The organism is Alkalilimnicola ehrlichii MLHE-1 (genome assembly GCF_000014785.1).
GTDB lineage: Bacteria > Pseudomonadota > Gammaproteobacteria > Nitrococcales > Halorhodospiraceae > Alkalilimnicola > Alkalilimnicola ehrlichii.
The window spans coordinates 1776923-1799624 of sequence record NC_008340.1 but is presented as its reverse complement, the minus strand read 5'-3'; the positions used below and the strand labels follow the sequence as shown (position 1 = coordinate 1799624).

Annotated in this window: 20 protein-coding genes; 8 read left to right on the top strand and 12 right to left on the bottom strand. The window is 69.1% G+C overall.

Annotation, left to right across the window (positions count from 1 at the left end; genetic code table 11):
* Positions 1-54 precede the first annotated feature (54 nt).
* Both MLG_RS08030 and MLG_RS08025 read left to right on the top strand, forming a co-directional pair.
* Positions 55-1737, top strand: coding sequence for a sensor domain-containing diguanylate cyclase (locus MLG_RS08030; RefSeq protein WP_041717975.1), 1683 nt, complete (start codon positions 55-57; stop codon positions 1735-1737).
* Positions 1734-3497 carry a GspE/PulE family protein gene (locus MLG_RS08025; protein WP_011629312.1) on the top strand — a complete coding sequence of 588 codons (1764 nt, stop codon included), beginning with the start codon at positions 1734-1736 and terminating at the stop codon, positions 3495-3497. The genes MLG_RS08030 and MLG_RS08025 overlap by 4 nt, the downstream gene beginning before the upstream one ends.
* Here MLG_RS08025 and MLG_RS14835 read toward each other — a convergent pair.
* The 10 genes from MLG_RS14835 to MLG_RS07975 form a co-directional block, all read right to left on the bottom strand.
* Positions 3491-3925 (bottom strand): iron-sulfur cluster assembly scaffold protein, encoded by a 435-nt coding sequence (locus tag MLG_RS14835; protein WP_011629311.1) that lies wholly within the window; start codon positions 3923-3925, stop codon positions 3491-3493. The genes MLG_RS08025 and MLG_RS14835 overlap by 7 nt on opposite strands.
* Before the next feature lie 4 nt (positions 3926-3929).
* On the bottom strand, positions 3930-4745 hold the full coding sequence (locus MLG_RS08015) for an XdhC family protein (RefSeq protein WP_011629310.1): 816 nt from the start codon (positions 4743-4745) through the stop codon (positions 3930-3932).
* A complete protein-coding gene (locus tag MLG_RS08010) occupies positions 4742-5344 on the bottom strand; it encodes a nucleotidyltransferase family protein (RefSeq protein WP_011629309.1) in 603 nt (200 codons plus the stop codon). The genes MLG_RS08015 and MLG_RS08010 overlap by 4 nt, the downstream gene beginning before the upstream one ends.
* A complete protein-coding gene (locus MLG_RS08005; RefSeq protein ID WP_011629308.1) occupies positions 5341-6234 on the bottom strand; it encodes an XdhC family protein in 894 nt (297 codons plus the stop codon). The genes MLG_RS08010 and MLG_RS08005 overlap by 4 nt, the downstream gene beginning before the upstream one ends.
* Before the next feature lie 18 nt (positions 6235-6252).
* A complete protein-coding gene (locus MLG_RS08000) occupies positions 6253-7386 on the bottom strand; it encodes a vWA domain-containing protein (RefSeq protein WP_011629307.1) in 1134 nt (377 codons plus the stop codon).
* On the bottom strand, positions 7383-8264 hold the full coding sequence (locus tag MLG_RS07995) for an AAA family ATPase (RefSeq protein ID WP_011629306.1): 882 nt from the start codon (positions 8262-8264) through the stop codon (positions 7383-7385). The genes MLG_RS08000 and MLG_RS07995 overlap by 4 nt, the downstream gene beginning before the upstream one ends.
* Before the next feature lie 2 nt (positions 8265-8266).
* Positions 8267-11350 carry an aerobic carbon-monoxide dehydrogenase large subunit gene (locus tag MLG_RS07990; RefSeq protein WP_011629305.1) on the bottom strand — a complete coding sequence of 1028 codons (3084 nt, stop codon included), beginning with the start codon at positions 11348-11350 and terminating at the stop codon, positions 8267-8269.
* A gap of 60 nt (positions 11351-11410) precedes the next feature.
* Positions 11411-11908, bottom strand: coding sequence for a (2Fe-2S)-binding protein (locus MLG_RS07985; RefSeq protein WP_011629304.1), 498 nt, complete (start codon positions 11906-11908; stop codon positions 11411-11413).
* Between the two features lie 12 nt (positions 11909-11920).
* The gene (locus MLG_RS07980) at positions 11921-12790 is read right to left on the bottom strand and encodes an FAD binding domain-containing protein (RefSeq protein ID WP_011629303.1); all 870 of its coding nucleotides are present in this window, start codon (positions 12788-12790) and stop codon (positions 11921-11923) included.
* Positions 12791-12993: 203 nt separating this feature from the next.
* Positions 12994-13728: a LytTR family DNA-binding domain-containing protein gene (locus tag MLG_RS07975; protein ID WP_156774655.1), complete on the bottom strand. Its 735-nt coding sequence runs from the start codon at positions 13726-13728 to the stop codon at positions 12994-12996.
* A 233-nt stretch (positions 13729-13961) separates the two neighbouring features.
* On the opposite strand from MLG_RS07975, the gene MLG_RS14830 reads away from it, so the two are divergent.
* The 4 genes from MLG_RS14830 (at position 13962) to apbC (ending at position 19467) form a co-directional block, all read left to right on the top strand.
* Positions 13962-17015 (top strand): EAL domain-containing protein, encoded by a 3054-nt coding sequence (locus tag MLG_RS14830; RefSeq protein WP_011629301.1) that lies wholly within the window; start codon positions 13962-13964, stop codon positions 17013-17015.
* Between the two features lie 34 nt (positions 17016-17049).
* Positions 17050-17475, top strand: coding sequence for a molybdenum cofactor biosynthesis protein MoaE (locus tag MLG_RS07965; protein ID WP_011629300.1), 426 nt, complete (start codon positions 17050-17052; stop codon positions 17473-17475).
* A gap of 98 nt (positions 17476-17573) precedes the next feature.
* Positions 17574-18302, top strand: coding sequence for a twin-arginine translocation signal domain-containing protein (locus tag MLG_RS07960; protein ID WP_011629299.1), 729 nt, complete (start codon positions 17574-17576; stop codon positions 18300-18302).
* 76 nt (positions 18303-18378) lie between these two features.
* On the top strand, positions 18379-19467 hold the full coding sequence (gene apbC, locus MLG_RS07955; RefSeq protein ID WP_011629298.1) for an iron-sulfur cluster carrier protein ApbC: 1089 nt from the start codon (positions 18379-18381) through the stop codon (positions 19465-19467).
* Positions 19468-19563: 96 nt separating this feature from the next.
* On the opposite strand, the gene MLG_RS07950 is transcribed toward apbC, so the two are convergent.
* Together MLG_RS07950 and MLG_RS07945 are read right to left on the bottom strand one after the other, a co-directional pair.
* Entirely contained in the window at positions 19564-20079 is a 516-nt protein-coding gene (locus MLG_RS07950; RefSeq protein WP_011629297.1) for a hypothetical protein, read from the bottom strand.
* A gap of 355 nt (positions 20080-20434) precedes the next feature.
* On the bottom strand, positions 20435-20623 hold the full coding sequence (locus MLG_RS07945) for a hypothetical protein (protein ID WP_041717974.1): 189 nt from the start codon (positions 20621-20623) through the stop codon (positions 20435-20437).
* Positions 20624-20679: 56 nt separating this feature from the next.
* Between MLG_RS07945 and MLG_RS07940 the strand changes: the two genes are divergently transcribed.
* Both MLG_RS07940 and MLG_RS07935 read left to right on the top strand, forming a co-directional pair.
* Entirely contained in the window at positions 20680-21735 is a 1056-nt protein-coding gene (locus tag MLG_RS07940; protein ID WP_198003278.1) for an OprO/OprP family phosphate-selective porin, read from the top strand.
* Between the two features lie 256 nt (positions 21736-21991).
* A complete protein-coding gene (locus tag MLG_RS07935) occupies positions 21992-22609 on the top strand; it encodes a hypothetical protein (RefSeq protein ID WP_011629295.1) in 618 nt (205 codons plus the stop codon).
* Positions 22610-22702 lie beyond the last annotated feature (93 nt).

Genomic DNA, 22702 nt, shown 5'->3' with positions numbered 1-22702 from the left:
ATTCTACATTCGATGACGAGCAACCCTGACGCGGGTTCAAACCTATTGACCTCGATGGCGCAGACGCAATTTGATCTGCTGGCGGACAGCTTCCCCGGGGAGGTCCTGTTCTGCCGGCTCGGGATGGATGGGGCAATCCGCTTTACCGCGCGTGGCCCCGGGCTGGCACGGCTCCACCGCGTGGGTGAGGGCAGTGGCCCCTGGGCGGAACACCAGCTCTTCCGCTTTGTGCCGGAGCCCGACCGCAAGCGATTGCTGGAGAGCCTCTATCACTCGGCCAAGCGGCTCACTCCCTGGCGCTGTGAGTACATGGTCAAGGCGGGCCGGCGGGCCCGTGTGCACCTGGAGCTCTCCGCCCGTCCGGAGTCGCGGCGGGACGGCGGGGTGGAGTGGGTGGGCTGTGTGCTGGACGTCTCCGAGCGCTACTACCTGGAGCAGGCCCTGCTTCGGGCGCAGGAGAAGTTCCGCTTCCTCGCCGAGAGTACCCGCGACCTAGTCACCCTCCACGCCCCCGACGGCGAGTTCATGTACGTCTCCCAGTCGGTCCGCCACCTGCTGGGCCACACACCGGATCAGCTCACCGGGGTCAGCCCCCTCGACTACGTCCACCCGGGCGACGTGGAGCGGGTGCGCGACCTGTTCCGCAAGCTCGCCGTCCAGGGCGAGACCGAGCGCGACGTGCAGTACCGCATCCGCCGCCGGGACGGCAGCTACGCCTGGCTGGAGAGCCGGGCCACCGCCTACCTGGACGGCGAGGGCCAGCTGATCGCCCTGCAGTGCACCTCCCGGGATATCACCGAGCAGCGGGCGCTGATGAGTGCATTGGTGGAGAGCGAGCAGCGGGCAACCGGCCCCGTCGGTCCGGCGCTGGAGTTCTTCTGGGAGGTGGATGAGCACGGCCGCTACATGTGGGTATCCGCCCAGGCGGAGACCATCGCGGGTATCCCGCCGGTGATCCTGGAGACCCTGAGCCCCTTCGACCTGATGCCGCCGGAGGAGCGCACCCGGGTCTGGAACTGGTTCAGCGGCCTGCGGGACAGCGGACGGGGCTTCTCGGAGATCGAACATCGGGTGCTGCGCAACGGTGAGCTGCGCTGGTGGCGGGTGAGTGGCATGCCGCTGTTCAGCGCCACCGGGGAGCTCACCGGTTATCGCGGGGCGGCGCGGGATGTCACCGAGCAGAAGCAGGTTCAGGGGCGACTCACCCAGATGGCCGGCGCTGAACCGGTCAGTGGGCTGCCCAATGAACGGGTGCTCGCGGTGCACTTCGAGCGCGCCCAGACCCGCGCCAGCATCAAGGACCTGGGCATTGTCATCGTCCTGGTGCAGGTGGAGGTGGCGGAGCCGTCCGGTGATGCGGCGCTTGAGGCCCTGGTGGCGGCGCGGTACAGCCTGATCATCCAGCGCCTGGAGGCCCTGCTGCGGCCATCGCAGACCCTGGCCTGCATCGAGCCCGGGCAGTTCGTGATGCTGCTGCCGGACCTGGTGCGCGACGAGGCCGTTTCGGTGGCCCAGCGCATGCGCGCCCGGGTCGAGGAGAGCCTGCGTCGCTCGGGGCGGGAGCAGCCGGTGGGCCCGGGCTGGGCGCACGTGGGGACCGCCATCTTCCCGGGGCAGGGGGAGATGCTGGCCGCACTGCTGAGCCGGGCGCGCCAGCAGTCCGAGCCAGTGCGCCTCGCGGAGGAGGATTCCTCGCTCGGTGAGGGGGAAGACGACGACCGTGGAGACGGGTGTTGAAGGTCGCCGACGAGCACGATCTGGAACAGGCGCTGATCAAGGCGCGGGGCAAGCAGGTTCGGCGCCTCGGCGGCATCCTCCTGGAACGGGGCCTTATCGACGAGACCACGCTGCGTGCGGCCTTGGACACCCACCGGGCGCAGCCGCACCTGCAGCTTGGCCGCTGGCTGGTGGAGCATCGCCACATCACCCGGGAGCAGCTCGAGGACGCCCTGTGCGAGCAGCTCGGGATCCCTCGGGTGGATCTGGCGGGGTTTGTGGCCAAGCCGGAGGTCGCCGGGCTGATCCCCTACGAGATGTGCCTGCGACTCAACGTCCTGCCCCTGGCGCGCCACCGATCGGTGCTGATGGCTGCCACCGCCACCCCGACGGACGAGGAGTTGCTGGCCAACCTCCGTTTCCATACCGGACTCAACGTGGAGCCGGTCCTGGCGCCTCCCCATCAGATCAGCAGCGCGATTAATCGCTCCTATAAATCCCTGGCCATCGGCGGTGAGGAGGGCATGGACACCCTGCTGACCACCGATGAGGACCGGGACCTGCGCCGCGACCAGGAGATAGAGAGCCAGGCCAGCAGCCGCCCGGTGGTGCGGCTGGTCAATACCGTCATCCTGCAGGCGATCAGCCGCGGGGCGTCCGACATCCACTTCATGCCACGCGAGAACGACCTGGCGGTGATGTTCCGTATCGACGGCGCCATCCAGCGGGTGCGACTGGTGGACAAGGCGCAGCTGGCGGCGGTTGTCGCCCGCATCAAGATCCTGGGTCGCATGAATATTGCCGAAAAGCGCCTGCCCCAAGACGGCCATGCGCGGGTGCGGGTGAGCGGCAAGGCGGTGGACCTGCGCATTTCGGTGATGCCCACCTACACCGGCGAGAGCGTGGTCGTCCGCATCCTCAACAAGGCCCACGGACTCAAGCGGCTGGAGGAAATCGGGTTCTCTGAGCGCGACGACCGGATCGTCCGCACCCTGATCCAGCGCCCCCAGGGGATGATCCTGGTCACCGGACCCACCGGCTCGGGCAAGTCCACCACCCTCTACTCCCTGCTCCAGGAGGTGCGTCGTGCCGAGCCCCACATCCTTACCGTGGAGGAGCCGGTGGAGTACGACATGGAGGGGGTGGAACAGATCCAGGTGAATGCCGGCATCGGCTACACCTTTGCCCGGGCGCTGCGCAATATCCTCCGCCACGATCCCGATGTGATCATGGTCGGGGAGATCCGCGATCTGGAGACGGCCGAGATCGCCACCAAGGCGGCGCTCACCGGCCACATGGTCCTTTCCACCCTGCACACCAACGATGCACCCAGCGCCGTGACCCGCCTGGTGGACATGGGGGTGGAGCCCTACCTGGTGAGTTCCACCGTGATGGGCGTGCTGGCCCAACGGCTGGTCCGTGTTATCTGTACCCATTGCCGGGTGGCGCATGAGCCAGAGGCGCTGGTGCGCCAGGTGATGGGCGTCGGCGACGAGCCATTCTGGACCGGGACCGGCTGTGATCGCTGCGACTATACCGGGTTTCACGGGCGTGCCATGGCCTATGAACTGCTGGTGGCCGATCGCAACATGGCCACCCGTATCGCTCAGGGCATCACCACCGAGGCGCTGAGGGAACTGGCCGTGGAGGGGGGTATGCGCAGTCTGACCCGGCACGGCCTGCACCTGGCGCGTACCGGGGTCACCACCCTGGAAGAGGCCTTCCGGGTCCGGCTGGAGGACCTGGACGATGTCAAGAAGGTGGTGGACGCGGGTTACTGAGCCAGGGCGTCGGGGTGTACCCGGCCGGCCAGCGCCTCGGCCAGCGCCTCTGCCATCAGCAGCACGCAGCGGTGTCGGGCGGGATAGGCGCGTAGCAAGGTGAGGGGCTCCAGCGGCGCGGGCAGCAGGCCGTCGTCGTTTCGTTTCAGGGCCGCATCCAACTGTGCCGGCCAGAGGGCCAACCGGGCCGCGCTGGTTCCCGGCAGCCGCTCGCAGCAGAGCGAGGCGGCCGCCATGCACACGGCGCAGCCGCGACCGTGAAAGCCCATCGCCGACACCCGGTCGCCCGACAGCGCCAGTCCCAGTTGCAGCTCGTCACCGCAGAGGGCGTTGCGCGCCTCGCCGCGCAGGGGAAAGTGCTCCACCGGGCCGAACCGCCGCGGATGGCGGTAATGGTCCAGGATGATATCGCGATAGAGGTCGTCCACGGGCTTACACCTCGGGGGTCGGCGTCGGCAGGGGTTTGATGTCGCGCAGGCGTCGGCCGCTGCCGTTGCGCCGCAGCATGACGATCTCGGCCAGGATGGCGAGCGCGATCTCCTCCGGCTCCCGCCCGCCCAGATCCAGCCCGGCCGGCGCCACCACCGCGCTCAACCGCTGCTGATCGTGGTCGTCCTCGCGCAGTCCCTGCAGGACCAGGGCGGCGCGCTTGCGGCTGGCCACCAGGGCGATATAGCCGGCGCCGCAGGCCAGGGCGCGGGCAATGGCGTGGTGATCGCCCTTGTGCTGGGTGGCCACCACCACGAAGTCACCGGGGTCGGGGCATAGGGCGGCGTAGTCCAGGTCGTCCGCGTGGATGGCGCTCGCCTCCGGGAAGCGTTCGCGGCTGGCCCGCGGGTCATTGACCACGACGCGCAGACCGGTGGCAGCGGCCATCCGGGAAAGGGTCTCGGTGAGCCGGCCCGCGCCCAGCAGCCAGAGCGTGGGGCGGGGCAGCACCGGTTCCACCCAAACCCGCATGCGTCCGCCGCAGGGCACGCCGGTGCCCAGGATCTCGTCATCCATATCCACCAGGATCAGCTCGCCCCGCCCGCCCTCCAGACTTCGACGCGCTGCCTGGGCGGTGGCCGCGTCGGCGCAACCGCCACCCACCCAACCGGCGAGCAGGCGGCCCTCCCCGTCGAAGACGGCCTTGGCACCCGTCTCCGCTGAGACCGAGCCCTCCACCTCCACCACCGTGGCGAGCGCATGGGGCGCCCCCTGGTCGCGCAGCTCCACCAGTACATCGAGCACCTCGCGCCCACTCATGACACCGCCTCCTGCAAGAAGTCCCGGTCCTCCGGGGTGTCCAGGTCGATCACGTAGTTGGGGCTGGCCATCTCCACCGCCTTCACCCGCTCGGGGCAGCGTTCGATGAGCCGGCGACAGCCCAGGTTGCGCCCGCCCCGCAGGATCGCCTCCCGCTGCCCGGGGTCCAGGGCAATGGGGTTGCCCCGCTGGCCCCGGTGGGTGGGCACGACGATGGTGTGGTGCCCCCGTTCCCGGTAACAGCGAATAAGCCGGGCCACATCCCGGGGCTGCAGGGTGGGCTGGTCGGCCAGCGCGATCAGGATGCCCTCCGGCCGGCCGCCCAAGGCGCTCAGACCGCAATGGACGGAGCTCATCTGCCCCTCGGGGTAGCGGGGGTTGAGTCCGGTCCGCAGGGGCAGGTCGCTGAGCAGGGGCTGCAGCCGCGGCGCCTCATGGCCCAGCACCACCAGCAGGTCCCCCACGCCCCCCTCCAGCAGGACCCGGGCGGTCCGCCGCACCAGCGGCTCACCGTCCACCTCCAGCAGGAGCTTGTTGACCGGGCCCATCCGGCGGGACTCGCCGGCGGCCAGCAAGACCGCGGCCATGTACGGGCTCATACACCACCTCCACAGCAGCTTGGGGTCTCCGGACGGGCGGCCGGGGCCGCTTCCGGCTCCGTTGCCACCCCGCTGTCCTCGGCCCCGGCCTTCGCGGCCGGGGTGCTGTCCGCGCCGCGCCGCCACTGCACCAGTTGTGCCACCACCGACAGGGCGATCTCGGCCGGGGTACGGGCCCCGATGGGGACGCCGGCCGGGGTCCGGATGCATTGCAGCCGGCTGGGACAGACGCCGCGCCCGCGCAATTCGTCCCGGAGCTTGTCCCGCTTACGGGGGCTGGCGATAAAGGCCACCGGGTCGGCCGCTGTCTGCAGGGCGGCCTCCAGCGCGGGGCGGTCGCCGCGGCCCTGGGTGGCCACCACCGCCCATTGTGGCGCGGGCCAGTCCTCCGGGGTGGGGAAGGCGTTGTGGTGGGCGGCGGCCTCGGGGAAGTCGGCGAGCGTGGTCCCGGGGGCCAGTACCTGCACCCGCAGGTCCATGCGGGCGGCCAGGGCGGCCAGGTGACGCGCCACCGGGGCACTGCCGTAGAGATTGACCACGGGGCTGGGCAGCAGGGGGTCGATGAAGATATCCAGGGTGCCGCCACTGTGGCAGGCCATATTGAAATCGGTGATGCCCGCCACTTGCGGTTGATCGCCCTTCCCGGGTGAGATCCGGATTAACCGCGCGGCACCGTCCGCCAGGGCCTCGCGGACGGTGCCCAACACCGCCGGTTGGGCGCAACCGCCACCGATCCAGCCGTGGATGGCGCCCTCCGCGGTGACCACCGCCTTCTCCCCCGGCTTGGCCGAGGTGGGCGAGACGGCGCGCACCACAGTGACCAGCGCGCAGGGGGTGCCGGCCGCGGTCAGTTGCTGCAGTTTCCGGAGTACGGCGCTGTTGTGTTCCATCGGACGGGCTCCCCCGCGCTAGAGGCGGATCAGTTCCTGTTCCAGGGCCAGCAGGCTGTCCAGGGTGTGGGCCGGTGCCAGCCGGTCCAGGTAGGGCAGGGCGCTGCGCATCCCCCGCGCCTCCGGGGCATAGCCACTGCGCCCCATCAGTGGGTTGAGCCAGAGCAGGCGTCCGGCGCGGCCGCGCAGTTCGGCCAGGGCCCGGGTGAGGGTCTCCGGGTCGCCGGTGTCCAGACCGTCGCTGAAGATCAGCACCACGCTGCGCCGGCGTACCCCCTCACCGTACTGGCGGTTGAAGCGCGCCAGGCAGGCGCCGATGCGGGTGCCGCCGGACCAGCCGGTGGAGAGCAGGGCCAGCTTCTCCCGCAGCCGCTCCGGACGGGCCTCCTGCAGGGCGTCGGTGATGCGGACCAGTTCGGTGTGAAAGATAAAGGCCTCGCTGCGCGGGAAGGCCTGCAGGGCACTGCCGGCGAAGCGCAGGAACCGGTAGCTGTACAGGTTCATGGAGCGGCTGGCGTCCACCAGCAGGATCAGCCGCGGGGGTTGCCGACGCGGTCGCCGCCAGACCGGATCAAAGGGCACTCCGCCCCGCGCCAGGCTGCGGCGCAGGGTGGCCCGCGGCGCCAGCCGCCGGCCCTTCTGCAGGGCCCGCCAGCGGCGCCGGACGCGGCGCTGCCAGCGCCGCGCCATGCGGTCCATCAGGGCGTCCAGGGCGCGGGACTCCTCCGGGTCGCAAAGGTGCCGGAAGTCGGTGCGGCCCAGCCCCGCCTGCGGGCTGGCCCCGGCACGGGCGCCGGCGGGATCGGCATCCCCGGCGTCACCCGCGGCGGGGCGGTCCGGCTGCGGGGCGGCCTCCTCTACGCCGGCCCGGCCCGGCGCAGGGTGCAGCCCGCCACCCGGGCCCAGGGCGCGGCTCCGCACCCCGCGCCGGGGCCGCCACCACTGCTCGAACAGGGCCTCGAAGCCGTGCCACTGCTCCCGGGTTCCGCAGCACAGCGGGCGCAGGGCCCGCGCCAGTCGCCGCGGGTCCTCCAGCCCGGTCTGCTCGGCAACCCGCAGCACATCCTGCTGTTCCTGCAGGCCGATGGGCCAACCGCGGGCGCGCAGGGCGCGGGTGAAGGCGAGGAGCTGCTCGGCGGCGGGCAGGGTCATCCGGCGCCTCCGGCGGCCAGCGCCTGAAGCCGCTCCGGGGTCAGGGCGTCCCGGTCCTGCCGGGTCTTGATCAGGCAGGCCAGGGTTTCCAGCACCGCCTCCGGCTCCCGGTCCAACTGCTCCACCCCCAGGCCGGCCAGGGCGGCGGCCCAGTCCAGGGTCTCGGCCACCCCGGGGGATTTGCGCAGGCCCTCACGGCGCAGCCGGTGGACGAAGGCCACCGCCTGCCGGGCCAGCGCCTCGGGCAGGTCCGGCACCCGGGCATGGACGATGGCGATCTCGCGGGCCGCGTCCGGGAAGTCGAGATAGTGATAAAGGCAGCGCCGGCGCAAGGCGTCGGAGAGCTCGCGGGTGGCGTTGGAGGTGAGCACCACCCGGGGCCGGGTATTGGCGCTCAGGGTGCCCAGTTCCGGCACCGTGACCTGGAACTCGGCGAGCACCTCCAGCAGATAGGCCTCGAACTCCTCGTCGGCGCGGTCGATCTCGTCCACCAGCAATACCGGTGGCTCGGGTTGGCTGATGGCCTCCAGCAGCGGGCGGCGCAACAGGTAGCGCTCGGAGAAGATGGCCTGTTCCGCCTCCTCGCCGGCGCGGCCCTCCGCCTCCAGCAGCCGGATGGCCAGGAGCTGGCGCTGGTAGTCCCACTCGTAGACGGCCGATTGGGCATCCAGGCCCTCGTAGCACTGCAGGCGGATGAGCCGGCAGCGGTGCACCTGGGCCAGGGCCTTGGCCACCTCGGTCTTGCCCACCCCGGCCTCGCCCTCGAGCAGCAGCGGCCGGCCCAGGCGGTCGGCCAGGCTGAGGGTGGCGGCGAGGCCGGAGTCGGCGATGTAGCCGGCACCGGCCAGGGCGTCCCGGTAGCGCTGCGCGGAGAGCATGGTCAGCGCCGGCCCCCGAACCAGCTCTTGATCATCTGCCAGAGCAGGGCCAGGGCGCTCAGCTCCTTGGGCCCGCTGGCCACCCGCTCGCGGGCGGCCTCCGCCTTGCTGCCCTCGCCGCCGGCGGCCACCCGGTTCTCGAAGTTGGCGACGAACTGGGAGAGCAACCGGTCGGAGATGTTCTCCAGCATCCGCCCACCGAAACTGGCCAGCTTTCCGGTCAGCTCGATGGTGCAGACCCCCTCCAGCCGGCACTGTGCCTCCGTCTCCGGGACGATGCGCGCCTGCAGCGTCATGCGGGCACTGGAGCTGCCCTTGGTGTCGCCGCCCTCACCGCGCAGGCGCAGGGTCTGGCGTGTCGGGTCCAGGTCCAGCACCTCGATATCGCCCTTGAAGGCCGAGGTGATCGGGCCCACCTTGAGGCGCATCTCGCCCAGATAGGTGCGCTCGCCGGTCTGCTCGACGATGGAGGCACCGGGCATGCAGGCGGCCACCTCGCGGATGTCCTGCATCAGCGTCCAGGCCGGGTCGGCGGGGACATCCAGGCCGTAGTCCCGCTCCAGCCGAACCTCCATGCCCTTGGCGCCGGCCGCTTTCCCGGCGGGCGCCTCCGCCGGCCGTTCCGTCGCCGCGGCCTTGGGCCGGCGGGCCTTCGGCTGGAAGGGTGCGACGGTGTCGGCCTCCGGGTGGCGGTCCAGCTTCAACGCGTGCAGTGTCTGCCAGACGCGGTAGGCGTTGTGGGGCATGTCCACGTGGGTGACGCCGAACGGGGACAGAGCGTCATTGACGGCGTTGGAGATGCAGGGGATGCCCCCCACGTGGGAGGACTCGCCCACGCCCTTGGCCCCGATGGGGTGGTGGGGCGAGGGGGTGACGGTATGGTCGGTCTCCCAGTGCGGGCTCTCCACCATGGTGGGCAGGAAGTAATCCATCAGCGAGGCCCCCTGGATGTTGCCGGCGCCGTCGTAGGGCAGTTCCTGGCCCAGGGCGACGCCGTAGGCCTCGGTGAGTCCGCCGTGGACCTGGCCCTCGATCACCATCGGGTTGATGCGGGTGCCACAGTCGTCCAGGGCGTAGAAGCGCCGGACCCGGGTCTCGCCGGTGTAGCGGTCGATGTCCACCACGCAGAGGTAGGCGCCGAAGGGATAGGTCATGTTGGGCGGATCGTAGTACTCCACCGCCTCCAGCCCCGGCTCCATCCCCTCCGGGGTGTTGTTGTAGGCGGCCCAGGCGATCTCCTGTATGCCTTTGGTCTGGTCGGGCACGCCCTTGACGCGGAAGCCCTCGCCGGTCCACTCCAGGTCCTCGTCGCTGACCTCCATCAGGTGGGCGGCGATCTTTCTCGCCTTGTCGCGGATCTTGCGCGCGGCGCGGGCGGTAGCGGCGCCGCCCACCGGCGTGCTGCGCGAACCGTAGGTGCCCAGGCCGTAGGGGGCGGTGTCGGTGTTGCCCTCCTCGATCTGGATGTCCTCGGAGTTCAGGCCCAGCTCGGTGGCGATAATCTGGGCGTAGGTGGTCTCGTGGCCCTGACCCTGGGTCTTGGTGCCCATGCGGGCGATCACGCTGCCGGTGGGGTGGACCCGGATCTCGGCGCTGTCGAACATGCCCACGCCGAGGATATCGCACTTGCGGCCCGGGCCGGCGCCGACGATCTCGGTAAAGGTGCACAGGCCGATGCCCATGATCTCGCCGCGCTCGCGCCGCTCCTTCTGCTCACGCCGCAGGGCCGGATAGTCGCAGGCGTCCAGCACCTGCTGCAGGGCGCGCGGGTAGTCACCGCTGTCGTACTCCCAGCCGAGCGCCGAGGGGTAGGGGAACTGCTCGGGCTGGATGAAGTTTTTGAACCGGATCTCCGCCTTGTCCATGTCGAGCTTCTGGGCCAGCACGTCGATCATGCGCTCGATCAGGTAACAGGCCTCGGTGACCCGGAAGGAGCAGCGGTAGGCCACCCCGCCCGGGGCCTTGTTGGTGTAAACCCCGTCCACCCGGGCGTAAGCGGTCTTGATGTCATAGCTGCCGGTGCAGATGTTGAAAAAGCCGGCGGGCCACTTGCTGGGGTCGGCGCAGGCGTCGAAGGCGCCGTGATCGGCGAGCACGTGGGCGCGCAGGCCCAGGATCTTGCCGTCCCGGGTGGCGGCCAGTTCGCCGGTCATGTGGTAGTCGCGGGCGAAGGCGGTGGTGGAGAGGTTCTCGATGCGGTCCTCGATCCACTTCACCGGCCGGCCGAGCACGATGGAGGCCACGGTCGCCACCACGTAGCCGGGGTAGACGCCCACCTTGTTGCCGAAACCGCCGCCGATGTCCGGGGCGTTGATGTGCACCTTGCTCTCGGGAATGCCGGAGAGCATGGAAAAGACGGTGCGCACCACGTGGGGCGCCTGGGAGGTGAGGTTGACGGTCAGCTCGCCCTTCACCTTGTCGAAATCGGCGACACAGCCGCAGGTCTCCAGTGGGCAGGGGTGCACCCGCTGGTAGAGCATCTTCTCGCTGACGGTGACCTCGGCCTCGTCGAAGAGCTTGTCGGTGGCGGCCTTGTCGCCCACGTCCCAGGTGAAGATGTGGTTGTGGTGCACGCGCTTGCTGTGCGCACCCTCGCTCTGGCCCGCCAGGTCCTCGCGGATCACCGGGGCCTCATCGTCCATGGCCCGGTGCGGGTCCACCAGCGGCTCCAGCGGCTCGTATTCCACCTCCACCAGCTCCAGGGCATCGGCGGCGATGTAGCGGTCGTCGGCGATGACCATGGCCACTTCCTGGTTCTGGAAGCAGACCTTGCCGTCGGCCAGCACCATCTGTTTGTCGCCGGCCAGGGTCGGCATCCAATGCAGGTTCAGCGGGGCCAGGTCCTCGGCGGTGAGCACGGCGTGGACACCGGGGTGGGCCAGGGCCTTGTCCTTGTGGATGGCCTTGATGCGGGCGTGGGCGTGGGGGCTGCGGACGAAGTCGCCGAACACCATGCCCGGCAGTTGAATGTCGTCCACGTAATGGCCCTTACCCTGGATGAAGCGCGGGTCCTCCTTGCGCTTGCGGGAACAGCCGATGCCGCCCAGCTTTTCGTTGCGGTCCAGTTCCTCTGCGGGGGTCGCCATGATCTCAACTCCTGATCCTGAAAACGGTGCGCCGTTCGTTGCGGTCGGCCCTGGCCGGGCTCAGGCCGGCTGCTTGGGGTCGGCCTGTTCCTGCAGCTTGCGGGCGGCGTACTGAACGGCCTTGACGATGTTGTTGTACCCGGTGCAGCGGCAGAGGTTGCCGGCCATGCCGTAGCGGATCTCCTCCTCCGTCGGATCGGGGTTCTCCTGCAGGAAGCGGTAGGCCCGCATCAGCATCCCCGGGGTGCAGAAACCGCACTGCAGGCCGTGCTCCTGCATGAACCCCTCCTGCACGGCGTGCAGGCCGTCGGCGCCGGCGAGGCCCTCCACGGTGGTGATCTCGGCACCGTCGCACTGGACCGAGAGTAGGGTGCAGGCCTTCAGCGAGACGCCGTCCATGTCCACGGTGCAGGCGCCGCAGTGCGAGGTCTCGCAGCCGATGTGGGCGCCGGTCAGGCGCAGCCGCTCGCGCAGGGTGTGGATCAGCAGCTCCCGGGCGTCCACGGCCACGTCGTGGGCCTGGCCGTTGATGTGCAGGGTGATCGCGTGTTTCGCCATGATCGGTCTCCCTTACTGGCCGCGGGCGCGTTGCAGCGCCAGGCGGAGGGCGCGGCGGGTCATCTCGCCGGCGATGTGGGTCTTGTATTCGGGACTGCCGCGCAGGTCCTCCGCGGGCTCGCAGATGCTCATGGCCGCCTGGGCGGCCTGTTCGATCCGCCCGTCGTCCAGGGTCTGGCCCTGGAGCAGGTCCTCGGCGTCCTCCGCGCGCAGGGCGGTGGGGCCCACGTTGGTGAGGCTCAGGCGCGCCTTCTCCACCGTCCCGCCGGCGAGGCTGAGCAGGCAGCAGGCGGCCGCGGTGGCGTAGTCGCCGGTCTTGCGTTTGAGCTTGCAATAGGCGTAGCCCTGGCCGGGCGGGCACTTGGGGATGCGGATTGCGGTGGCCAGCTCGTCGTCGGCCAGCCGGGTCAGGTAGGGGCCCAGGTAGAAGCCGTTGGCCGGTTCCCGCCGCTCGCCCTTGGGCCCGCGGATGACGAACTCCGCCTCCAACGCCATCAGTACGGCCGGGTGGTCGTTGCCCGGGTCGCCGAGCAGGGCGTCGCCGCCGATGGTGCCCCGGTTTCGCACCTGGGGGTCGGCGATCAGCGCCACCACCTCCGGCAGGACCGGGCAGTGGCGGGCGACCAGGTCCGATTGCTGCAGGGCCGACTCCGTCGTCATGGTGCCGATGAGCAGATGATCGCCGTCCTCGCGCACCCCGCGCAGCTCCTCAATGGGGTTGAGGTCGATCAGGTGGGCCGGTTCCGCGAAGCGCAGCTTCATCATCGGCAGCAGGCTGTGGCCGCCGGCCAGCAGCTTGCCGTCCTCGCCGTACCGGGAGAGCAGTTGCAGCGCCTCATCCACGCCGCGGGCGGCGTGGTACTCGAAGTTGCCGGGTATCATGGTGTTCACCTCTGCGGGTGTTGTTGTCCGGGCCCGGTCGGGCCGGGTCCCGTTCTCCTCCTGGGAGGGGTTGTCGGATGCGACAATCCGCCTCTCTTACCCTTCAAGTAGAGGTCAGCCCACGGGCGGCAACAACCGCCAATTCACCAATGGTGGAATGCGGTGCATGAACGGCGGTCACGCTGCGGGAATGGCGGCGCGGCTCAGGCCAGGCCGAACAGGGCGCGGACCCGGGGGGCGTTGCCGCGGCTAACCGGGATGCGGGTCTCATTGCGGTCCTGCAGCACGAGCTGATACTGCTCGCCCTCTTTTTCGAGGGCGACGGCGAAATGCAGGTTGACCATGTGGGAGCGGTGCACGCGCATGAAGCGCGTCGGGTCCAGGCGCCCCTCCAGATCGGCGAGGGACAGGTTGCAGAGGAAGTGCTCGCCGTCCTGGAAGACCTCGGTGTAGTGGCCCTCGGCGCGCATGCGCACCACCTGCTCCAGGTTCAGCAGCACCACCCGTTGGTTCTTGTAGACGGGTAGCTTCAGCAATTGCCGGGGACGTGGTGCCACGGGGTCCCGGGGCGCCTCGCGGGAGGTCACCTCGGTGAGGTCGTAAAAGACCAGGCAAGCGCCCGCCGCCCGGCCCTCCGGGCCGTACATCCGTGACAGCTTGATCAACAGGACCCGGTCGGGGATGTTGATCATCATGGTCATGGGCGGCGGTGATTTGACCGGACAGCCATCGGCCGCGTGGGTCGATTCCAACAGCCAAGCGATCTTGCCGCGGCTTTTCTCCGGGTGCAGTTGCAATACCTCCTGACCCAGCACCTCGCCCGGGCGCACGCCCAGGATGCGGCTGGCTACCGCGTTCATGGCCGTCACCTGGTTGTCGTCGTCGAGCCAGATGACCCCGGGATCGAATTGCTGCAGTTTGTGCTCGAAGCTTTGCATCGGGGGCTCTGCCACGCTGACGCCGGTACCCTAAAGCTGAAGCATAGTCTGGCTGCCGGGCGACCGGCCCTCAATCAAGACGGCGGATGGGGCTTGTTGTACACTGCGGCTGTGGGGTTTTTGTGCGCCTTGTCCTGTCGTATGCCAAGGGCCGAGAGGGCGCCTGAGGGCGCCTAACACCCTGCCTGTTATCTGAGTATAAGAGAGATAAAGCCGGCGGCGGAGGAGAGGATATGCCGGAGTCACTGCGGGTTGTCATCGCCGAGCCGGACCCCGCGATACAGGAGCGCATCACCCGGGCCCTGCAAGGCCCGGGGCATACGGTGGTGGGCCGGGCCAGCCACCCGCTGGAACTGATCGCCGAGGTGGAACGGTCTGCGCCGGACGTGGTGCTGGCCCGCGACACCTGGCCCGCCGAGGGTGACGAGCACCGGGGGCCTCTGCCCTGTGCACCCCACGTGCCGGTGGTGGTCTGGGTGCCAGAGCCGGACGCCCGGCCCCCGGATCGGGATTATCCGCCCGAGGGGGCAGCGGCCGTGCTCGCGGGCGCGCTGGAGGAGGATGCCCTGGCGGCGGCATTGGCAACGGCGGTGGCCCGCGGGCGGGAGCAGCACCGCTGGCGACGGCATGCGCTGGCCCTGACCCGGGAGAACACTTTGCTTCGGGTGTTGGCACGCTGCAACCAGGCGGTGATCCGTGCCCGCTCGGAGCAGACGCTGCTGCAGGAGGCCACCCACCTGCTTGCCCGCGACGCCGGCTATGAACTGGTCTGCGTCCTGGGTGCGGGACGAGCGGGCGGACCGGTGGAACGGTTGGCGGCGGCAGGCGAAGAACAGGGCTACCTGGACTGCCTGACCGGCGACCAGGGGTTCAACGTCCGTAGTCACGGGCCGGCGGGCGCCGCCCTGCGCAGCGGACAGACCACGGTGCTGCGCGAGCTGGCGCAACGGCGCTCGCCCCGTCCCTGGCGGATCGAGGCGGTGCGGTGCGGGTTTTCGGCTATCTGCGCCCTGCCGCTGGTGGCCGGTCGCGGCGGCGAGGGGCCTGTCTTCGGGGTACTGGTCATCCACAGCCGGGACCCGAGTGCGCTGGATGCGGCCGCCGTGCGGGTGCTGGACAACCTGGCGGCCAACCTCTCCCACGGCGTTTGGGCGCAGCGGTTGCGGGGACGTCAGCGGCGCATGCGATCAGAGCTGCGCAAGCACGCGCGGGCCACCGAGAACAGCCCGGTCTCGGTGCTCATCACCGACGCCGAGGCCCGCATCGAGTACGTCAACCCCTCGTTCACCCGCCTGACCGGTTACGCCCCGGAAGAGGTGATTGGGCGTGACCCGCGCATGCTGGGCTCCGGCCACACGCCGCCAGAGGTCTACCGCGAGCTCTGGGAGACGGTCCGGGCGGGTCGCACCTGGCAGGGCACGGTGCAGAACCGGCGCAAGGACGGGCAGTTGATCTGGGAGCGCCAGGTCATCTCGCCGCTCAGGGCCGCCGACGGCACTATCACCCACTTCGTGGCCGTGCGCGAGGACATCACCGAGAGCAAGCGGGCCGAGTCGGCGATCCGGCTGCGCGAGCGGGCGCTGGAGTCCACCGCCAACGGCATCCTCATCTCCGATCTGCGCCTGCGGGACAACCCGATCGTCTACGTCAATCCCGCCTTCGAGCGCATCACCGGTTACCCCCGGGACGAGGTGGTCGGGCGTAACGGCCGTTTCCTGGTCCGGGACGACAAGGACCAGCCGGGGCTTGAGGAGATCCGCAGTGCCCTGCGCTCGCGCCGGGAGGCCCACGCGGTGATCCGCAATTACCGCAAAGACGGCACGCTCTTCTGGAATGAGCTGTTCGTGGCGCCGGTGCGCGAGGATGATGGCGCAGTGCACTACATGGTGAGCGTGATCAACGACGTCACCGAGCGCAAACGCTACCAGGCCGAGCTGGAGCAGCGCACCCACTACGATGCCCTCACCGGCCTGCCCAACCGCAACCTGCTGGTGGATCGCCTGCACCAGGCCCTGCTGTACGCCCGCCGTTCCGGGCGCCACGTGGCCCTGTTGAACGTCGACCTGGACCGCTTCCAGATTATCAATGAGAGCCTGGGGCACGCGGCCGGGGATCAGCTGCTGCGCACCGTGGCCGATCGGCTGACCGCCGCCCTTCGGGGTTTCGACACCGTGGCGCGCATGGGCGGTGATGAGTTCAACATCGTGCTCACGGAGCTGCGCAATACGCGGGACGCGGAACTGCTGGCCGGCGAGCTGCAGGAGGCGCTGGCACCGTCCATCTCGGTGACCGGACAGGACGTCTTCCTGTCGGTGTCCGTGGGCTACACGGTTTTCCCCGATGATGGCGATGGCCCGGAAGACCTCATTCGTCGCGCCAGTGTGGCGATGCACGAGGCCAAGCGCCAGGGTGGCGGGGTGATCATCCGCTACTCCGAGCGGTCCGAGCCGCGCCAGATCAACCGCCTGACTCTGGAATCGGACCTGCAGCGGGCCATTGAGCGCGGCGAGCTGCGGCTCCACCTCCAGCCTCAGGTGGACCTGGACACCGGCGCGATGAGCGGCGCCGAGGCGCTGCTGCGCTGGGAGCACCCCCGCCACGGCCTGGTCTCGCCCATGCAGTTCATCCCCCTGGCGGAGGAGGTGGGGCTGATCATCCCCATGGGGCGCTGGGTACTGGAGACGGTGGCCACCCAACTGGCGCACTGGCAGCAGCAGGGCCTGCCGGTGGTGCCGGTGGCGCTGAATATTTCGGCCCGCCAGTTCCTCCATGCGGAGCTGGTGGAGGATGTCCGCCAGATCCTGGAGGGCCACGGTGTCGCCCCGTCGCTGTTGGAGCTGGAGCTGACCGAGAGTCTGATGGCGCGCAATCCGGAGGTGGCGGTGCAGATCCTGCGGGAGTTGAAGGCGATGGGGCTTCGGCTTGCCCTGGACGATTTCGGTACCGGCTACTCCAGCCTGGCGCACCTGAAGCGCTTCCCCATCGACACCCTGAAGATCGATCAGTCGTTCGTCCGGCACGTGAACGAGGACGGGGACGACGCTGCCATTATCAACGCCACCATCCGCATGGCCCATTCGCTGGGGCTGAACGTGGTGGCCGAGGGGGTGGAGCGCGAGGACCAGCTTGAGCATCTCAAGCGCCAGCGGTGTGATTACGCCCAGGGCTACTTCTTCAGTCGGCCGTTGTCGCTGGAGCGGTTCGCAGCCCGGCTGGCCGGCGACGAAAGCGGCCCTGATCCGGCCCCCGCGGAGGCGGGGGCGCCGGGCGCCCGGACTATGCCATAATCCTTCGCTGGACCGACTTTTCAACGAGGCCGCCATGGAACGAATCAGCGACAAACCACTCGACCTGGATACCCTGCTGGAGGAGACCGCCAATCCGGAGAGCGGGGCGCTGGTGGTCTTCTCCGGTACCGTGCGAAACCACCACGAGGGCCGGTCGGTGAAGGCCATCAGCTACACCGTCTACAAGCCGTTGGCGGAACGGGTGTTGGCGGAGATCGAACAGGAGGCGGTGTCACGCTTTCCGATCCAGTCCTGTCGGATTGTGCACCGAATCGGTGAGCTGGCCGTGGGTGAGGACAGCGTACTGGTGGTGGTCCGCTCGGCGCACCGTGGCGACGCCTTCGACGCGGCCCGGTTCGCCATCGACACGCTCAAACAGCGGGCGCCGGTCTGGAAGAACGAGGTCTACGCGGACGGCAGTTCCCGCTACCAGGATGGGGTCCCGCTGGAAGGGCAATGACCGGGCCCACAGCCCCTAACCTGGCGTGGGCGCGTGGCCGCGCATTGGCGCCTATACTTGCCACGGTCAACCCTGGCTGACGGTGAGGGCGGTAAGCAATGCGCAGAAGAACCTTCATGCAGGCCTGTGCCCTGGGTGCCGGCTGCCTGGCTGCGGGTACCGTGGCCGGCGTGAGCGGCCCGGTGAGCCTGCGCCACTACGCAAGGGTGCGGCTTCGGGACGAAGAGGGCGTGCCGCTGGCCGCGTCGGATCTGGCGCCCAAGACCAACTACGTCTTCCATTACCCCTATATCGCCACCCCCTGCTTCCTACTCCGGCTGGATCGGCCGTTGGAGCCGCAGCAGCTCACCGACAAGGAGGGGCGCCCCTACCGCTGGCAGGGGGGCGTGGGACCGGATCGCACCCTGGTGGCCTACTCGGCCATCTGCGCCCACCGGATGGCGCACCCGACGCCGAGCGTCAGTTACATCAGCTACCGCCCGGAAGTCACCGACCTGGGGAGCGGCGCCGGGGTGATCTCCTGCTGCGCCGAGCACAGTGTCTACGACCCCTGCTCCGGTGCCTCGGTGCTCTCCGGCCCCGCCGACCAGCCGTTGGCCGCGGTCCTGCTTGAGCACGACCCGGCGACCGACGGCCTCTACGCCGTGGGCACCCTGGGCGGCGAGATGTTCAACCGCTACTTCGACGAATACTGGGAACGGCTGCGGTTGGAAGCCCGGGGGCGCGACCCGGATGTGCGGGTGACCGATAACTGCCGGGTCCAGCGCCTGGAGGACTATTCCCGCAATATCATTCGCTGCGCCGCAGCACAGCCCGATCCCTCCTGAGTCGCTTGCTGCGTTATGATGTTCGCGGGTTGCCGGCCGGATGGCCGGCCAAGCGAACGATGCTGGAGGTTGAGCGATGAGTGATCTGCGTGCGCAGGTGGAAGCGGCGCTGCAGGAGGTGGTGGACCCGGCCCTGGAGATGGACCTGGTCAGCGCCGAGTGCGTCAAGGAGATCGCCGTGGACGGCGACCGTGTGCGCATCGACGTGCAGTTGGGTTATCCGGCGGACACGGTGCGCAAGGAGCTGGCGGAGCAGTTGCGAACGGCAGCGGAGGGCGTTCCGGGCGTGGCCGCGGCCGAGGTGACCCTGCAAAGCGTCGTCGAGCCCCACACGGTGCAGCCCGGCGTCAAGCTGCTGGACGAGGTCAAGAACATCATTGCGGTCGCCTCCGGCAAGGGCGGCGTGGGCAAATCCACCACCGCCGTCAACCTCGCCCTGGCCCTGGCCGCGGAGGGGGCCCGGGTGGGCATGCTGGACGCGGACATCTACGGGCCCAGCCAACCGCGGATGCTGGGTATCTCCGCCCGCCCGGAATCCCGCGACGGCAAGAAGCTCGACCCGGTGGTCAACTACGGCATTCAGGCCATGTCCTCGGGCTTTCTCATCGATGAGGAGACCCCGATGGTCTGGCGCGGCCCCATGGTCACCCAGGCACTGGATCAGCTGATCCGCGACACCCGCTGGGAGGGTCTGGATTACCTGATCGTGGATATGCCGCCCGGGACCGGCGATGTGCAACTGACCCTGGCCCAGCGGGTGCCGGTCAGTGGGGCGGTGATCATCACCACTCCCCAGGACATCGCCCTGCTGGACGCCCGCAAGGGCCTGAAGATGTTCGAGAAGGTCAATGTGCCGGTGCTGGGGGTGGTGGAGAATATGTCCATCCACATCTGCAGCCAATGCGGGCACGCGGAGCACATCTTCGGCGAGGGTGGCGGCCAGCGCATGGCCGATCAGTACGGCGTGGACCTGCTGGGCTCGCTGCCGCTGGACATTTCCATCCGCGAGCAGGCGGACTCGGGGCGGCCCTCAGTCATCTCCGAGCCGGACGGAAAGGTCGCGGAGAGCTACCGCCAGATCGCCCGCCGGGTGGCCGGGAAGCTGTCGCTGCAGAAGACGCACTCCGGCGGTGCCTTCCCCCATATCAGCGTCTCCGATACCTGACGCGGGTCCGCTGCGTATCAGTCCCCGGGCCGGTGTGGCCCGGCCCGGGGGTCCGGTCCTGTTCCGGCGCGGTCGGTCCGGCCATCGCCGCGGTCGTCACGCCGCCCGGCGATTGACCACCGCCTGATCGTCGCCGTCCGGGTTGCGGAGCTGCTGCAGCACCGCTTCAGAACGCTCGTGAGCCGCCTCGCGGGCCATCCGGAAGGGCTCGATGCTCTCCAGGCCGCGCAACCGCACGCCGCCCGCCTTGACCGTCCAACTGCCGCGCCGTTCCTGCCGCCAGGTGATGCCCCGGCAATCGTCCTCGGAAAGGGTGATCCGACCCTCGCTGGGGGGCAGGCGCAGCACCGCCATGGCGAACATCCACAGCGACAGCGCGAGGGCCGCCACCGCGGCCAGGCCGAGGGTGCTGGCGGTGGTGGCGTCGTTCAGCTCCAGTCGCGCGGCCCAGATCAGCGTCGCCAGGCTGGCGAGCAGGGCGGCCAGCCACCCGGTCCGCTGAACCATACCCCAGTAGCGCGCCCGCGCGTTCAGCCGGTAGGGGATGGTGATCCGCCCGCTGCGCGTATCGCGAATAGGTGCCATGGTGTCGATGCCGCGCCCTTCCTTCATGACCGTGCTCCCGGAAAACCTGCCGCTGAAACCCTGCCTGGGTGGATGCTGCGTTGCAGCAATCGCCATCCAAAGGAAAAGACCAAACCGAGCGTCGCGGGTTCCCGATGGGCCGCTCGGAGTGAAAACCGCTAATGCTGGAATGGACCACGGGCAGAACGCCCTTGACGTGTCGCTGCCAGACCGAACGTCAAGTGTAAGCCACGCCGTCCCGGCCGGGAAGGGGTGGAGCAGAGTGTTTCCTGATGCGCGGCAGGGGGCTGATAAGGGCGGCTTATTCAGGGAAGCGGCGCCCGCTTCGGACAAGCGGGTCGGGTGGGGATACACCGGGTGCGCCGGTGTATCCCGCGAAGGGTCAGGCCTTGGCGAGCGCCTCGCGCAGGTGCACACCGAGCATCAACGGCCAGATGACAAAGGCGAACAGCACCATGAAAAAGCGCTCGCCGCCAAAGACCTTGAGCTTGGGGTTGTCCCCCCCTTCACCCATGATCACGAAGCCGATGGTGAAGAAAATGCCCGCCACCCAGAAAACTAATGTACCCATCAGGTCTCCTCCTACATCGTATGGATCAAGACGTAATCTGTTGACCGGGATGCGATCTGCCCGCCCCCGATTTCTGGCAGCAGCATAACCTGTCAGCGCGCGCGGGCAAAGCGCCGCACCGCCGCCGCGGACCGGGGCGCGCCCGGCTCGGCGCCAGCGGTACCCTGGGAGGGGCCTGGGGCTACCAGATCGAGTTCGACTTCGCCGGTGGCGATGTCAGCTACAACGACCTGAAGGTGACCTACGACCTGGGCCCGGGCACACTGCAGTTGGGCCAGTTCAAGGTGCCGCAGGGGATGGAGGAACTGACCAGCTCCAACCGCATCAGCTTCATCGAGCGGGCCTCCTCGCAGGTGTTCACGGACTCGCGCCGCATCGGCCTGGGCTACGACCAGTCCGGTGACAACTATCACTTCGCGGTCATGGGCTACAGTCACGCCATCGAGGACGACCCCGATGCGGACATGCCGTTGGGCGCCGCCGGGCGGGTCACCTTCAACCCCATCCGGGGGGCGCAGACCCTCCACCTGGGCGCTTCCCTCTCCCACGAACGCTTCGACAGCGACGGCCGGGAGGGCGTGGTGCGTTTCCGTGATCGCCCGGAGTCCCGGCCCACCGAGGGCACCCGCCTGATCGACACCGGCGGCCTCGATGCCAAGTCCACCACCAAGGGCGGCCTGGAGTTCGGCTTTCTCAGTGGCCCCTTCCACATGAGCGCGGAGTACCTGCAGGCCGATATCAACGGTGATGGCGATCAGCGTGATCTGACCTTCGACGGCTGGCACGTCCAGGCCGGTTACGTGCTGACCGGCGAGACCCGCGGCTACCGGCCCACCGGCTTCCGCACCGTCAGCCTGGCCAGCCCGGCAGGGGCCTGGGAGATCGCGGCCCGCTACAGCTCGGTGGACCTGAACGACCGGAACGTCCGCGGCGGTGAGCAGAAGAATGTCACCCTGGCGCTGAACTACTACGCCACCGACAACCTGCGCTTCATGGCCAACTACATCATGGTCGACGTGGAGGACAGCGCCGCGGTGGAAGGTTTCACCGGTGGTGCAACGGACGAGGACAGCCCCAACATCTTCCTCGCCAGAATGCAGTACAACTTCTAAAGTCCGCGCCAGTACACTGGTTTTACGACGGTTATCCTCCGGTAGGCCTTGAGCCTGCCGGCGGATTTTTGCGTCCAGGGGCCCGCGCCACGAAGGACGGGGCCGCACCCAGACCGATGACAGGCCGTTCATGCCTGTGATAAAGGTTTCGGCCCTGTGCGCCGGTCCCGCTCCGGCGGCCACGGAATCTTCACCGGCAACACCGGGGTGTGTCGGATAAACTGGACTGCAATGCCACTTGCGAGGGGAAGCCGCCATGGACGAAGAGAAAAACGAACCAGCCCGCGAGAAGGACACCGGCCGGGTGCTGGCCTGCGGGCTGGCGCCGATGCTGCTCTGCCTGCTGGCCGTTTCGGCGCTGGCCGGGCTGGTGATCGGGGTACTGGCGCTCGGTAATCTGACCGCCGCGGGGATCGCCCTGGGGGTGACGACCCTGGTCATCGCCGGCTTGCTCCGCGACTGGCTCATGCCCCTGTTTTCCGCCCTCTCCCAGGGGGCCTTTGCCTGGTCGGTCTACATGGCCATCCGCCAGGGGGAGCTGGTCTTCTCCGGGCTGCGCATGACCGATGGCCTCACCCTCGCGGGCACGGGGCTGCTGTTCTCCGCGTTCCTGATGGCGCTGATCCTGTTGTTCAGTCGAGGTGTCAACCGTAAGTTTCTGTTTTATTGGTCACTGATGATCCCGCCCCTGCTGCTCTTCTCGCCCCTTAGCGTGGGGTTGCTCGCGCTGGCCGGGTTGCTGATCATGGCCGGCCGGGTCGGCGGCGATCTGCGTCCGGTGGAGCAGTGCGCGGCGGTAATCCACCGGATTCGTCGCACCGGCTGGACCCGGGAGACCCTGATCGCTGCCGGTCGGACCCCCCGGGGGGAGTGAGCACCATCCGTCCTGCTACGCTTTCAGACATCCGCCCGTGCCGGCGCGCGGGCGACCCGGCCTTTCCTTTCCGGGGCTGATCAGCCCTGCCGG